This is a genomic window from Mucispirillum schaedleri ASF457 (assembly GCF_000487995.2).
Taxonomy (GTDB): domain Bacteria; phylum Chrysiogenota; class Deferribacteres; order Deferribacterales; family Mucispirillaceae; genus Mucispirillum; species Mucispirillum schaedleri.
The window spans coordinates 885338-899203 of record NZ_CP097562.1 but is presented as its reverse complement, the minus strand read 5'-3'; the positions used below and the strand labels follow the sequence as shown (position 1 = coordinate 899203).

Annotated in this window: 16 protein-coding genes; 15 read left to right on the top strand and 1 reads right to left on the bottom strand. The window is 32.5% G+C overall.

What is annotated here, in order from left to right:
- The first annotated feature begins 171 nt into the window (after positions 1–171).
- The 14 genes from N508_RS04230 (at position 172) to N508_RS04165 (ending at position 11229) form a co-directional block, all read left to right on the top strand.
- Entirely contained in the window at positions 172–672 is a 501-nt protein-coding gene (locus N508_RS04230; protein WP_023275162.1) for a YceD family protein, read from the top strand.
- A gap of 70 nt (positions 673–742) precedes the next feature.
- Positions 743–928 carry a 50S ribosomal protein L32 gene (gene rpmF / locus N508_RS04225; protein ID WP_023275161.1) on the top strand — a complete coding sequence of 62 codons (186 nt, stop codon included), beginning with the start codon at positions 743–745 and terminating at the stop codon, positions 926–928.
- A 2-nt stretch (positions 929–930) separates the two neighbouring features.
- Entirely contained in the window at positions 931–1956 is a 1026-nt protein-coding gene (gene plsX / locus N508_RS04220) for a phosphate acyltransferase PlsX (protein WP_023275160.1), read from the top strand.
- 276 nt (positions 1957–2232) lie between these two features.
- On the top strand, positions 2233–3147 hold the full coding sequence (gene fabD / locus N508_RS04215; protein ID WP_023275159.1) for an ACP S-malonyltransferase: 915 nt from the start codon (positions 2233–2235) through the stop codon (positions 3145–3147).
- Positions 3148–3157: 10 nt separating this feature from the next.
- Positions 3158–3898, top strand: a complete 741-nt coding sequence (gene fabG, locus N508_RS04210; protein WP_040636652.1) for a 3-oxoacyl-[acyl-carrier-protein] reductase — start codon at positions 3158–3160, stop codon at positions 3896–3898.
- A 52-nt stretch (positions 3899–3950) separates the two neighbouring features.
- Complete coding sequence (gene acpP, locus N508_RS04205; RefSeq protein WP_023275157.1) at positions 3951–4190, top strand: acyl carrier protein; 240 nt, start codon at positions 3951–3953, stop codon at positions 4188–4190.
- A gap of 133 nt (positions 4191–4323) precedes the next feature.
- Positions 4324–5565, top strand: a complete 1242-nt coding sequence (fabF, locus tag N508_RS04200) for a beta-ketoacyl-ACP synthase II (protein ID WP_023275156.1) — start codon at positions 4324–4326, stop codon at positions 5563–5565.
- Positions 5555–6265, top strand: a complete 711-nt coding sequence (gene rnc / locus N508_RS04195) for a ribonuclease III (protein WP_023275155.1) — start codon at positions 5555–5557, stop codon at positions 6263–6265. The genes fabF and rnc overlap by 11 nt, the downstream gene beginning before the upstream one ends.
- Positions 6258–7265: a radical SAM protein gene (locus tag N508_RS04190; RefSeq protein ID WP_023275154.1), complete on the top strand. Its 1008-nt coding sequence runs from the start codon at positions 6258–6260 to the stop codon at positions 7263–7265. Before rnc ends, N508_RS04190 begins: the two co-directional genes overlap by 8 nt.
- Complete coding sequence (locus tag N508_RS04185) at positions 7186–7719, top strand: RsmD family RNA methyltransferase (protein WP_040636513.1); 534 nt, start codon at positions 7186–7188, stop codon at positions 7717–7719. The genes N508_RS04190 and N508_RS04185 overlap by 80 nt, the downstream gene beginning before the upstream one ends.
- Positions 7720–7723: 4 nt before the next feature.
- Positions 7724–8200: a pantetheine-phosphate adenylyltransferase gene (gene coaD / locus N508_RS04180; RefSeq protein WP_023275152.1), complete on the top strand. Its 477-nt coding sequence runs from the start codon at positions 7724–7726 to the stop codon at positions 8198–8200.
- A gap of 258 nt (positions 8201–8458) precedes the next feature.
- On the top strand, positions 8459–9205 hold the full coding sequence (locus tag N508_RS04175) for a basic amino acid ABC transporter substrate-binding protein (protein WP_023275151.1): 747 nt from the start codon (positions 8459–8461) through the stop codon (positions 9203–9205).
- A gap of 1 nt (position 9206) precedes the next feature.
- Positions 9207–10373 carry a DNA-methyltransferase gene (locus N508_RS04170; protein WP_023275150.1) on the top strand — a complete coding sequence of 389 codons (1167 nt, stop codon included), beginning with the start codon at positions 9207–9209 and terminating at the stop codon, positions 10371–10373.
- Positions 10360–11229: a CfrBI family restriction endonuclease gene (locus N508_RS04165; RefSeq protein WP_023275149.1), complete on the top strand. Its 870-nt coding sequence runs from the start codon at positions 10360–10362 to the stop codon at positions 11227–11229. The genes N508_RS04170 and N508_RS04165 overlap by 14 nt, the downstream gene beginning before the upstream one ends.
- A 24-nt stretch (positions 11230–11253) precedes the next feature.
- Here N508_RS04165 and N508_RS04160 read toward each other — a convergent pair whose 3' ends face one another.
- Positions 11254–12138: an AraC family transcriptional regulator gene (locus N508_RS04160; RefSeq protein WP_023275148.1), complete on the bottom strand. Its 885-nt coding sequence runs from the start codon at positions 12136–12138 to the stop codon at positions 11254–11256.
- 61 nt (positions 12139–12199) lie between these two features.
- Between N508_RS04160 and N508_RS04155 the strand changes: the two genes are divergently transcribed.
- A complete protein-coding gene (locus tag N508_RS04155) occupies positions 12200–13348 on the top strand; it encodes an aldo/keto reductase (RefSeq protein WP_023275147.1) in 1149 nt (382 codons plus the stop codon).
- The last annotated feature ends 518 nt before the right edge of the window (positions 13349–13866 follow it).

Below are 13866 nucleotides of genomic sequence, written 5' to 3'. Positions count from 1 at the left end.
ATTTTTATATTTAATAACTTTTGCTTAAATTGGTGCAGCTGCTTTTATATTTTACATTTTTTTATTTACAACTTATAGAAAATGTGGTATATGCTTTTTTCTCTTGACGATTATTATTATATTTATTATAATCACGGGCAAATGTTTATGATTTTATAAGATGAGTTAGTAATGATTATATATTATGAGCAGGTGCATGATGAAGGCTTTATTATAAATGAAGCATTTTCATTCACTGAAGGTGATGATAAATTTGACATTAAATCTTTTTCTGGCCGCATAGATAAGGCAGGTGATGCTTATGTGGTTACAGGAAAACTTAATCTGCATTTTTCATGCCCTTGTGACAGGTGCTTAGAGCCTGTTAATATGGACATTGTGGAAGATTTAATACTTACTCTTTCCCCACTTGGTGAATATCCGCCAATGGAAGCAGACGGGGAAGATGGTTTATCAGATGAAGAAGCTGGCATGTATGTTACACCAAAAGACCACTTTGATATACATGAGCTTTTAAGGGAAGAAGCACTGCTTTTAGTTCCTGAAAAAAGGCTTTGCAGGCAGGACTGTAAAGGTATATGTCAGGGCTGCGGTGCATCACTGAATACTGAAAAATGCACATGCACAAAGCATAAAGATGAACGCTGGGCTGCACTTGATAAATTAAAATAGTAAATAAACCATTTTTGGTATACGATATAAAATAATAATAACCATTTTGGTAAAAACAGGGAGAGCAAAAATGCCTAATCCAAAACACAAGACAACAAAAAGCAAAGTAGGTATGAGAAGGTCACATCATCATACATCTACTATTCTTGGTGCTAAATGTGAAAACTGTGGTGAGTTAAAGCAGGCTCATACAGTATGCCCTAGCTGCGGAACTTACAAAGGCCGTAAAGTATTGGCTGAAACTAAAGAAGTATAGTCATGGTTATCGCTGTTGATGCTATGGGTGGTGATAATGCCCCAAGCGAAGTTGTAAAAGGTGCTGTTAAGGCTGTTAATGAAACACCAAATTTAGAAGTGATTTTAGTAGGTAATCAAGCTGTTATTGAAAAGGAGCTTGCTGCCTGCTCTAAACAGGAACAGTCTAAAATACAGATAGAACATACTAATGAATTTATTACTATGGATGACCATCCGTCAGAAATAGTTCGTGGTAAACGCAAATCATCTATGCATATAGGTTTGAAACTTGTAAAAGGCGGGAAAGCTGCCGGTTTTTTTACAGCTGGCAACAGCGGTGCAGCTATGGCTGTCTCAATGGTAGAGTTAGGTCTGCTGGAAGGGGTTGCCCGTCCTGCTATAGGAACAATACTTCCTTGTTCAAATGAAAGAGGCTTTTTTTTTATGCTTGATGTTGGTGCAAATGTAGACTGCCGTCCTGAGCATTTAGTTACATTTGCAATAATGGGCTCAGCTTATGCAAAAAAAGTTCTTCATATAGATAACCCAACAGTTGGTCTTTTAAGTAACGGCGAAGAAGAAGGTAAAGGCGATATGCTTACAAAAGCAGTATACCCTATCCTTAAAAAAACTGATGTTATCAAATTCACTGGAAATGTAGAGGGTAAAGCATTATTTAAAGGCGAAGCTGATGTTGTAGTATGTGACGGTTTTGCAGGCAATATTGCATTAAAAGTGAGCCAGTCTGTTGCAAAATATATTACATCTATGCTTAAACAGGAGCTTTTATCATCTACTGTATCTAAAATAGGTGCCTTACTTTCTAAAAAAGCATATAACAATTTAAAGAAAAAAACAGATAGTGCTCAGTATGGTGGTGCACCGCTGCTTGGTGTTAATGGTATATGTGTTATAGGTCACGGTTCATCTAATGATACAGCAGTGGCAAATGGTATAAGGGTTGCTATGAATGCCGCAGAAAGCAGGATGAATGAAGCTATTGTTGGAGATGTAAAAGATTCCCTTGCAAGTATATTAAACTATTAATTACTATTATTAATGTTATAAATAAAATGAATTATTGATATTATATAAATTTTACTGTATAATATTAATGTATATATAAAGAATAAAACTTAAAATGCGGCAGATATTATGCCAAAAATGTTGTTTGTAAAATTAAATAAGAAAAAAATACGCTTACATTATAGGAAAACAATTTTCGTCTTTATACGGCAGATAATGCCACCATTCTAGTTTTTCTAGTCTTAATTATTATATTATTTCTATCTTATCTTGTAAGCCATATTAATGGAGAAACTTATGTCAGTAGCTGTTGTATTTCCCGGACAAGGGGCACAATTTGTAGGTATGGGTAAAGATTTTTATGATAAGTTTTCAAACATAAGGGACTTTTATTCAAATGCAGACAGGGCATTAGGTTACAGCCTGTCTGATATTATGTTTAATGGTCCTGAAAATGATTTAAAACTTACTCAGAACACTCAGCCTGCTCTTGTAACAATGAGTGCATCTATATGGTCGCTTATAAAAGATAAAGTTCAGCCTGCATTTTTTGCTGGTCATTCTTTAGGTGAATACAGTGCGGTATATGCTTCGGGTGGTTTATCATTTGAGGAGACTGTTAAAGCAGTGCATAACAGAGGTAAATTTATGCAAAGTGCTGTTCCTGTTGGTGCTGGTGCTATGAGTGCTGTCCTTGGTCTTGATGAAGATACTGTCAGCAAAGTATGTGCTGGTATTTCAAAAGCTGATTATGTGGTAGAGCCAGCAAATTTTAACTGTCCCGGTCAAGTAGTTATTGCAGGCAGTGCAGATGCTGTTGCTGCAGCAGATGTTGAGCTTAAAACAGCAGGTGCGAAAAGAGTTGTGCCGCTGCCTGTTTCTGCTCCATTTCACTGCTCACTTATGCAGCCTGCAAAAGAGGCTATGGCAGAATATTTAAACAACATTACAATAAATGATTTAAATATTCCTATCATTAATAATATTGATGCAGCAGTTGAAAAATCTGGTGCAGATGTTAAAAATGCACTTATTCGTCAAGTTGCAGGCACAGTTAAATGGACACAGTCAGTTGAAAATATGATTGCAGCAGGAGTTACTTCGTTTATAGAAGTAGGTGCAGGCTCTGTATTAACAGGTTTGATTAAAAAAATTAATAAAACAGTTGAAACTATAAATATATCAACTGTAGATGATTTAGGTAAGTTATAATATGAAAGATATGTTAAAAGGTAAAGTTGCACTTGTAACAGGAGCATCTCGTGGTATAGGTAAAGCCATAGCATTAGGCTTGGCAGAAAATGGTGCGGCTGTTGCTGTCAACTATTCAAGCAGTGAGTCATCTGCTTTGGAAGTGGCTGAAATAATCAGAAAAAACGGCGGCAAAGCAGAAATCTTTAAAGCAAGAGTTAATGAGGAAGCAGAAGTTGAAGAAATGTTTTCTGCTGTTGAAAAAAAACTTGGACCTGTAGATATTTTAGTTAATAATGCAGGTATAACAAAAGATAACCTTCTTATGCGTATGAAAACAGAAGAATGGGATATGGTTATTGATGTTAATTTAAAAGGTGCATTCTTATGCACAAGAAGAGCATTAAAAGGTATGATGAAAAACCGTTACGGCAAAATCATAAATATATCAAGTGTTGTAGGTTTTTCTGGCAATGCAGGTCAGTTTAACTATTCTGCAACAAAAGCAGGTGTTATTGGCATGACAAAATCTGCAGCATTAGAATGTGCTTCTCGTGGTATCAGAGTAAATGCTGTTGCACCGGGGTTTATAGAAACTGATATGACAGCGTCAATTTCTGATGATATGAAAGCTGCATATATGGAAAAGATACCTTTAAAATCATTGGGTAAGCCTGAAGATATAGCAAATGCTGTAATTTATCTTGCAAGCCCGCTTTCTGATTATATGACAGGTCAAACGCTGCATTTAAACGGCGGTATGTATTTATAATGCAAAATAAACCCGCAGGGGATAAAATATTATTTCTGTAAGGAGGAATAAAATGGCAGATATTGAAACAAGAGTAAAAGAAATTATTGCAGAGCAGTTAAAAGTTGATGATGTAGCTAATGTTACAAATGAAGCATCTTTTATTGATGATTTAGGTGCTGATTCTCTTGATACAGTTCAGCTTATTATGGAACTTGAAAGCGAATTTGATATTGAAATTCCTGATGAGGAATCTACTAAAATCAAAACAGTTCAAGACGCAATTGATTTTATTAAAGCTAACGCAAAATAGTTATGGGCGGTATATCCGCCCTTTTATTTATCATATCATGAGAAATCGTTAAAATAAGTTTTATATATTATAGTTTTCAATTTATAATTGTAATATATAAGTCTTATTCTTTATTATTTTATTTGGAGGAGTCGTGAAACGCAGAGTTGTTATAACAGGTATGGGGTGTGTAACTCCATTAGGTAATTCAGTTAAAGAAACATGGGAAAATTTAATCGCTGGTAAAAGCGGCGCAGGTCTTATTACAAAATTTGATGCTTCTACATTCCCTGTAAAAATTGCAGCTGAAGTTAAAAATTTTAATCCAGAAAATTATGTTGATAAAAAAGATATTAAAAAATATGACTATTTCTGCTTTTATGCACTTGCAGCAGCAGAAGAAGCTATAAAACAGGCTGGTCTTGATGCTTATGAATTTGACCATGATAGAGCAGGCTGCTGCATAGGTGCAGGTATTGGCGGTTTTAAAGTGATTGAAGATACTCAGGAAGCATACCTTGCAGGCGGTTATAAAAAAGTATCTCCATTCTTTATTCCGGGAGCTATTATTAACATTGCAAATGGGCTTGTTTCTATAAAATATTCACTTAAAGGACCAAATATAAGCATAGTAACAGCATGTGCAACAGGCACTCACTCAATAGGTGATGCTGCACGCATTATAGAAAGGGGCGATGCTGATATTATGGTGTCAGGTGGCTCAGAAGCAGCTATTACTCCACTTGCTGTTGCTGGTTTTGCTAATATGAGAGCATTATCTAGACGCAACGATGAGCCTGAAAAAGCAAGCCGTCCATTTGATAAAGACAGAGATGGTTTCTTAATTGGTGAAGGCGGTGGTATGCTTGTGCTTGAAAGTTTAGAGCATGCAAAAGCAAGGGGTGCAAAAATATTAGGTGAAGTAGTTGGCTATGGAATGAGCAGTGATGCTTATCATATTACACTTCCTGCAAGTGATGGAAGCGGTGCAAGAAGATGTATGGCGGCAGCTGTAAAAGATGCAGGCATTACTCCAGATAAAGTTGGCTATATTAATACTCACGGCACATCTACTCCAGCAGGTGATGTATTAGAAAGCATGGCAATTAAAGATGTATTTGGTGAGTATGCAAAAACAGTAAAAATCAGCTCTACTAAATCTATGACAGGTCATCTTCTTGGTGCAGCTGGTGCTGTAGAAGGTATTATTACAATGATGGCTGTAAATGAAGGTATTGTTCCACCTACTATTAATATAGATAATCAGGATGAAAAATGTGATTTAGACTATACACCAAATAAAGCTGTTAAATGTGAAATGGAGTATGGTTTATCAAACTCTTTTGGCTTTGGCGGCACAAACGCATCATTAGTATTTAAAAAATATGTTGAATAAAATTTCTGCTGTATATATTACAAATATTGAAGAAAAAATAAATTATACATTTAAAGATAAGGGGCTTCTTTTACGGTCCCTTACTCATTCTTCTTATTCTCATGATAATAATCTTGACTACAACTATGAAAGGCTTGAATTTCTAGGAGATGCAGTAGTGGAGCTTGTTATAACAGAATATCTTGTAAAAAAGTATCCTGAATTTCAAGAAGGTGATTTATCTATTCTGCGGGCTTATATAGTTAATTCATCAGCTCTTTTTGAAATATCTAAAAAGATTGATTTAAGCAGCAACATATTATTAGGCAAAAGTGAGTTTAATGGTGTTGATAACATTAAAAAAGCTATTGTAGCAGATATATTTGAAGCTGTAATGGCAGCTGTATATTTAGACGGCGGTTATGAAAAAGTAAAATCAATAGTATTAAATCTACTTGAAGAGTTTATAATAGAAGCAGTGCAAAGCAACTCTTTTCGTGATGCAAAAACTCAGCTGCAGCAGATATGCCAGCGTGATTTTGGCAGACTTCCAGAATATACTTTAATTTCTGCAACAGGTCCAGAGCATAACAAAACATTTTTTGTTGAAGTAGATGTATGCGGCATTATGAAAACACAAGGTCAGGGCAGAAGTAAAAAAGAAGCAGAGAAGCAGGCAGCAACGCTGGCTTTAAAGCAGTATCAAAGTAACAATGGCTAAAATTTTACCAGTTTTTCTTCCTTTTGCTTCCTGTGGTAATAAATGTATATTCTGCGACCAGCAGGCAATAAGCGGTGTTAAAGCAGAAAATAATTTAATAATACTGGCAGAAAATCAAATAAAAACATGGCTTTCCTATGGCACATCTTATGATGAGATAGCATTTTATGGTGGAAACTTTGCAGCAATCAAAAGTTTTGAAAGGCAGAAACTTTACAGGCTGGCTTATGATAATGGGTTTAGTAAAATCCGATTTTCCACAAGACCTGATACAATAAATAATGAAACACTTGCAGAGATAAAAGATTATAATATATCTCTTGTGGAGCTTGGAATACAAAGCCTTGATGATAAAGTATTAAAAGCAAACGGCAGACCTTATACAAACATACAGGCAGAAAAAGCAGTAGATGATATATTAAATATTACAGAATGTGGTGTCCAGCTTATGGCAGGCATGTATAAACAGAGCTTATATTCCTGCATTGATGATGCTGCACTGCTTGCTAAAAAAAATATAAAAACAGCAAGAATATATCCAACTCAGGTGTTTAAAAATACTGCCCTTTATGGTATGTATTTAAGTGGAGAATATAAGGCAGCAGATTTAGCAGATATGATTTTAGCAGCAGGTGGAATGTATGCTCATTTTACAGCAGAAAATGTGCAGGTTATCCGTATGGGGCTGCCAGTTAATGCAGCAGAAAATAGTCAGATTGCAGCTGGGGCATATCATAAATCATTTGGCGATATTGTAAAAACATTTATTATGCTTTTATATATGGATATGGGCGGTCATGTGCGGTATTCAGGCTTTAAAAAAACAGGTAGAAAGTTATTCAGCAGAAATTATGAATTATATTCTGATATAAAAGAAAGTGACTTTAAAGATATATGTATAGAAGTAAGGAGAAATTATCTTGAGAATAGTAAGCGGTTTATTAAAGGGCAGGCAGCTTCATTCGCCTGTAAGCTCAAAAGTGAGACCAACAACAGATAAACTTCGTTCCGCAGTATTTTCCATAATATCTGATATGCAGTGCTATCCTGAAATATTAGATGCTTTTGCAGGCACTGGAGCATTAGGCATAGAAGCATACAGCAGAGGTGCGTTGCATATTGATTTTATAGATAAAGATATTTCTTCATTAAAAATAAACACTGCTTTAATGGAAAAAGGAAGTTATAATATATATAAAGGCGATTATTTAAAAATATGCAGCACATTAAACAAACAGTATGATTTAATTATTTTTGACCCGCCGTATAATATTTATAAGACTAATGAAATACTTGCAGCAGTAAGCAGCAGTAATCTTTTAAAAAAAGATGGCATAATACTTTATGAAGAATTTTATAAAACAGAATTTATAAATCATGATAAATTTAAGATAATAGATGAACGCAGGTATGGAGATACTATAATAAGATTTCTGCATTATAATAAGGAGTAAGTATATGACGGGAATATATCCGGGTTCATTTGACCCTTTTACATTAGGACATAAAGATATTGTGGAGCGTGCAGCAAAATTTTGTGACAAACTTTATATTGCAGTATCAGAAAATATTAATAAAAAGCATTTATTTACTCTTGAAGAAAGGGTAGATATGATAAGTGCAGTATTTGCAGGAAATGAAAACATAATTGTAGAATCATTTAATGGACTTTTAGTAGATTATATGAAATCAAAGCATGCAATGTATATTATCCGCGGATTAAGAGCTGTCTCAGATTTTGAATATGAGTTTCAAATGGCTTTTGCTAACAGAAGTATAAATAATGATGTGGAAACTATTTTTATGGTGCCAGGCAGCAGATATTTATTTTTAAGCTCAACAATAGTGCGTGATATAGCATATAATAAAGGTGATGTATCTAAACTCGTGCCAGAAATAGTATGCAAAAAATTACAGGAAAAATACAGCAGTTAAAATGAATTTACCCAGAAATTTTATGTATCAGTCATTTTGAGATTTTAAAAGGCGAAAAATCTAAGTTATTTCTTGTTACAGCAGAACATAATATGTTTAGATTATTTATTTATATACTTTGCTTATAAATAAAGATTATTATGAGATAAGCAGCTGTATTCTAAATTTGATTATATTCTCTTTTATTCATTTACTCTTTGACATAATTACAATATTAATGTATTACTTACTTTTAAAATAAAATTTTGGAGAGAAGATATGAAAAAAGTATTGTTATTAATTTTAGTATCAGTATTATCATCAGTTATGCTTTTTGGCTGTAAGAAAAATGATGCAGCATCTGCTGATACATTAATTGTAGGGACAAACCCAGAATTTCCGCCATTTGAATATATTGAACAGGGCAATATTGTTGGTTTTGATGTAGATTTAATGAATGAAGTTTCAAAAATCATTGGCAAAAAAGTAGTATTTAAAAATATGGCTTTTGACAGCCTTTTAATAGCTATGCAGACAGGTAAAATCAACTGTATTATTTCCGGTATGACTGCAACTGACGAAAGACGCCAGCATGTAAATTTCAGCATGCCTTATTTTGTATCAAAACAAGCTGTTATTGTGCCAGATGGTTCAGATATTCAAAAGTTTGAAGATTTAAAAGGCAAAAAAATTGGTGTTGTGATAGGTTACACTGGTGATATGGTTGTAACAGATATGTATAAAGACACATCATCTATTACAAGATATGAAGCAACAGGTCAGGCGATTATGGCATTATCAGCAAAAAAAGTTGATGCGACTGTATTAGATATGGAGCCTGCAAAAGAATATGTTGCAAATAATGAAGGGCTTAAGGTACTTGATACTGCACTGGCTGAAGAAGAATATTCTATTGCTCTGCCAAAAGATAATACTGCTTTATTAGATGAAATCAATAAAGCATTACAAACAATGAAAGAAAACGGCACATACGATAAAATATATTCAAAATATTTTGATAAATAACATGGAAAAAGATTTACTATCGTTCAGCAATGATAAATTATCAGTAGATTTTATAAAAAAACTTGGTGTAGATACTAGCGAAGATATTTTAGATAAATTAATATTGCTTTATGCGGAAAATAATAGCATTAATGTCAGAAGAGAAATTGTTTCATCTATTGGTAGGCAGAGTAATAAAGATAAGATTTATATATTTATAAAGGATAACATTTATAATTGTGGAATTATGGAATTAGTTTATCAGATGTTTAGAACCTGCCTTTATAATAGTAATGATGATAGATTTTTATCATTACAAAGAGAAATTTTAGAATACTTTGATAATGAAATACTTTATAAAATGAAAGCATACTACGATTATAGGCATACGACACACAGTAAAAAAAATATAGATAAAATTAAATATCCCATATTATTAGAAGGTGATAATACAAAAACACTGAAAAAAATAAAAGACCAACAGGTGCAGCTAATATTTAGTTCACCACCTTATTATAATGCACGGGATTATAGTGTTTATACTTCATATAAAAGCTATATGAACATGATGAAACAAACACTTGTTGAATGTTATAGAGTATTGGAAGATGGTAGATTTATTATTATTAATGTATCTCCTATAATAACTAAAAGACCAGGGAGAGAATTTGAAAGTACTCGTTATCCTATTCATTTTGATTTTCATAAAATTTTAGAAGAAAGTGGATTTTATTTTGTTGATGAGATTATTTGGATTAAACCAGAATATTCAGTTCCTAATAGAGTTGGAGGATATCATCAAACACGACAACCATTGAGCTATAAACCTAATTGCATAACGGAATCTCTTCTAGTTTATAGAAAAAAAGTAGATTTTTTATTAGATAAAAATATAAGTAAATACCCTAAAAAATTTGGTATTAATGACAGTGAGAAATATGATACTACTAATTGCTGGTATATTAATCCAAAATCGCATAAAGAACATCCAGCTGTTTTTCCTGATGAACTATGTGAAAAAGTTTTAACTTATTATTCTTTTCCAAACGATGTTGTTCTTGATATGTTTGCAGGTAGTGGAACATTTGGTAGAGTCGCATTGCAAATGGGGAGAATTCCAATACTATGCGAACAGAATAAATCATATATAGAAATTATAAAGCAAGGATATAATTATGGTAACATTTGATGAAATTATAATAAAACAGACAGTAGATAAACTTTTAAAAGGTGAAGATTATAGAAGTATTGTAGTATCTAAGATAAATGCTGATTTTTTACAATTTGCAATAGATTTTTTCAAAGACATAATAAAAGCAAAATGTGATAGTACTGATATTAGTTTGAATTGGTATAAGCAGAACTTTATTAACAATGATTTGATTTCCACAGATAATATTGCAATTTATGCAGGAATTAATAAGAAAACGATTCATAATATTAAAGGTTCAGCAACAAAGGAAGTTGTATTGGATTTTGCTAGTGAAAATTTTGAATATTTATCTTTAATGATAAAAGAATTAGAAGATGAAGCTTTCTCAGGTCTTGATGTAGTTATAAAACTTTCATATAATGGTGTATCAGTAGAGTTATCTTTATCAGAGAGTTTGATTGTTATAAATGCCCTTGCAACTAAAAAAATAGCAATTAGAGGTGGAGCCTGGAGTTCAATAGGTAAAAAATGCGAAAAACCTTTAATGCTGAAATTATGTGAATTATGTGGTGTACCAATGGAAAATATAAATTCAGATATATTTAAAAAAAATACTTTGTTTGATAGAGAAGTTGATTTTAAGATAAAATCTAATAGTGGAGTATGGAATAGATGTGAAGTAAAATTGATGGGAAAAGGTAATCCTGAATCAGCAGATGCAATTTTTGCCCGTGAATCTAAAATTTTTATAGCAGACACTTTATCAAAAATGAATAAAGAGCAGGCGGAACAGTGGAATTGTGAATGGTTGGAATTAAAAAATAATTCTACTGATGTTATTTTGAAAAACTTTAAAAAAATTCTGTCAAAACTGGATATTCCATATAAATAGAAGATATATAAACTATTGTGCAGGCTATACTTTTCCATTTATAATTTCTTTTATATTTCTTACAGGGGATGAATGAAATAATTTTTTATATTCTCTTGTAAATTGGGTAATACTTTCATAACCTACGGTATATGCAGCATCTGATACTGTATATTTTTTGGAAAGCATTAATCTTTGAGCTTCATAAAGCCTTAATTTTTTTTGATACTGCAGTGGGCTTATCATAGTAACTGCTTTAAAATTCCTGAAAAAAGTAGATGGTGCCATATTTACTTTTGATGCAATATCATCTATATGCAGGTATTCTTTATAATTATTTTTTATAAATTCTACAGCCTGATATATTTTATTGCTTTGCGAGCCAAAAGTGTATAATGCTTTTAAATCTGCTCCAACAGGACCGCTTAATATTCTGTAATATATTTCTTTAATAATTAACTGTGCCATAAAGCTTATTTCATCAGGCTTATTATACAAATCAATAAGCCTGCTGTATGCAGCAAGCAGCTTATTATCTGCTTTGTTTTCAGATATTCCCTTAAAAACTGTGTTTGGAATATGATGAATATTTTGAATTATTTCAGTAATTATATTTCTATCAACAGGCATGTAAATAGAAAGATATGGGTTATCTTTTGAAATATTATAAAAATGAGAAGATACTGGATAATCAATATATGTAATATTGTAATATCCTTTTTTAAATATAAAATTTTCGTTACTTATATGAGTATACTTTTCTCCATTTGCAACAAAAATAATGCATGGGCATTGTATGCAAGTATGAGTATTTTCTGCATTATTTCTTCTGTAAAATTTTACTCCATAAAAACCTGTATCTATCTCGCTTTCAGTTGGTAGAATGTTAATCAGTTTTGATTTTATTTCTTCAAGTAATTTATTGTCCATATACTTATATACTATAAATGAGAATTTTAGGCAATAATAAAGTAGTATAAGATATTGAATAATGGCTATAAATACAATAAAAATAAATATAAAATCAATGGGGGCAGAAATGAATAGACGAGAGTTTTTGAAAATAACATCATTTATGCTGGCAGGTGCAGCAGCAGGATTCAATGGAGCAGATATTATGGCAAAAGAACATAAATATAGTATGCCTTTAAGGGTGCTGGGTAAAGATTTTAAAGTATCAGCATTGGGGCTTGGCTGTATGGGAATGAGTGCAAACCATGGACCTGCAAGAGATAAAAAAGAAATGATAAATCTTATTGCAGAGGCTTATGATTTAGGTATTAATTTCTTTGATACAGCAGAAATATACGGGCCCCATATAAATGAAGAACTTGTGGGCAGTGCATTAAAAAGATACAGAAAACAGGTTGCAATAGGTACAAAATTTGGTCTTTATTATCCAAATGGCAAACAGTTAGAAGATGCAAGACCTGAAAGTATTCGCAAAGCATTAGAAGGCTCTTTAAAAAGACTGCAGACAGATTATGTGGATATATATTATCAGCATAGAATAGATAATAAAGTGCCTATAGAAGATGTGGCAGGCACGATGAAAGATTTAGTAAAAGAAGGTAAAATTCTTCACTGGGGTATGAGTGAGCCAAATATAGAAACTATAAAAAGAGCTCATAAAGAGTTTCCTGTTACAGCTGTTGAAAACCAGTATGCAATGAGTTTTAGACGCCATGAAGAACAGACTTTTAAAGTAATTGAGGAATTAGGTATTGGTTTAGTTGCATACAGCCCGTTAGACAGGGGATATTTAGCAGGGCAGATGGATGGAAACACTAAATTTGATAAAAAACTTGATATGCGTGCAGGCTTTCCAAGAATGAGCCATGAAAATATGACAAAAAACAGAGTAATCATTGATTTTCTAAAAGAATTAGGAAATGAAAAAGGCGGTGCCACCCCCGCACAGATTGCACTTGCATGGATACTTGCACAAAAGCCATGGATTGTGCCTATTCCAGAAACAACTAATATTTCGCATTTAAGAGAAAATATAAAAGCAGTAAATATTACATGGACTAAAAAAGAAATGGAAGAAATTAATAAAAGGCTTTCAAAAATAAAATTATACGGGGAGAGATACCAGCCTGAAAGCGATGCCGCAAAAAGTGTATATAATCTTATATAAAATTCTTAAAAACCTGCTGATAAATATGCAGCTTATCCGCAGGTTTATTCTAAATTATGCTAATCATAAATATAAATAATTAATTTGGCTTATCACATTTTTTTGGAAAGAATATTTATAACTATATAATAAAGATAAAATACATACGAAGCTTAAAAATAGGTTTTTAAAATTAATATATATTAATATGTTTTAACATCTGCTTTTAGAGGATTCACCTGTATTATTTAGTTTTCTTTGCGACTTAATTTCTTATGAGCTGTTTTTGTGGAACGATTTGCTGACTGCTTGTCTGAACGAAGTTAGTTGCAGCAGCAGTGCGAGCGTTTTTTGCGAGGACACTTTTTTGCTCTACTTCGTTCCGTGTCCAGAAACAATCGGGAATAATAAGCCCGATATGTTTTCCGACTGAGAAGTGAGGAAACAAAAAAAGTGGCTGAAAGAAAAAACAGCGAATATGTAAGAAATTGGAACATGATAAATGAAATAACGAAAACTTGATTTGTGAGATTTGAGAC

Excerpts from the sequence above, each read along its gene's own strand:
- N508_RS04175 (WP_023275151.1), top strand. The coding sequence starts at position 8,459 with ATGAAAAAAGTATTGTTATTAATTTTAGTATCAGTATTATCATCAGTT.
- plsX (WP_023275160.1), top strand. The coding sequence starts at position 931 with ATGGTTATCGCTGTTGATGCTATGGGTGGTGATAATGCCCCAAGCGAA.
- rnc (WP_023275155.1), top strand. The coding sequence starts at position 5,555 with ATGTTGAATAAAATTTCTGCTGTATATATTACAAATATTGAAGAAAAA.
- fabD (WP_023275159.1), top strand. The coding sequence starts at position 2,233 with ATGTCAGTAGCTGTTGTATTTCCCGGACAAGGGGCACAATTTGTAGGT.
- N508_RS04190 (WP_023275154.1), top strand. The coding sequence starts at position 6,258 with ATGGCTAAAATTTTACCAGTTTTTCTTCCTTTTGCTTCCTGTGGTAAT.
- N508_RS04230 (WP_023275162.1), top strand. The coding sequence starts at position 172 with ATGATTATATATTATGAGCAGGTGCATGATGAAGGCTTTATTATAAAT.
- N508_RS04160 (WP_023275148.1), bottom strand. The coding sequence starts at position 12,138 with ATGGACAATAAATTACTTGAAGAAATAAAATCAAAACTGATTAACATT.
- N508_RS04155 (WP_023275147.1), top strand. The coding sequence starts at position 12,200 with ATGGCTATAAATACAATAAAAATAAATATAAAATCAATGGGGGCAGAA.
- acpP (WP_023275157.1), top strand. The coding sequence starts at position 3,951 with ATGGCAGATATTGAAACAAGAGTAAAAGAAATTATTGCAGAGCAGTTA.
- coaD (WP_023275152.1), top strand. The coding sequence starts at position 7,724 with ATGACGGGAATATATCCGGGTTCATTTGACCCTTTTACATTAGGACAT.
- fabG (WP_040636652.1), top strand. The coding sequence starts at position 3,158 with ATGTTAAAAGGTAAAGTTGCACTTGTAACAGGAGCATCTCGTGGTATA.
- N508_RS04170 (WP_023275150.1), top strand. The coding sequence starts at position 9,207 with ATGGAAAAAGATTTACTATCGTTCAGCAATGATAAATTATCAGTAGAT.
- rpmF (WP_023275161.1), top strand. The coding sequence starts at position 743 with ATGCCTAATCCAAAACACAAGACAACAAAAAGCAAAGTAGGTATGAGA.
- N508_RS04165 (WP_023275149.1), top strand. The coding sequence starts at position 10,360 with ATGGTAACATTTGATGAAATTATAATAAAACAGACAGTAGATAAACTT.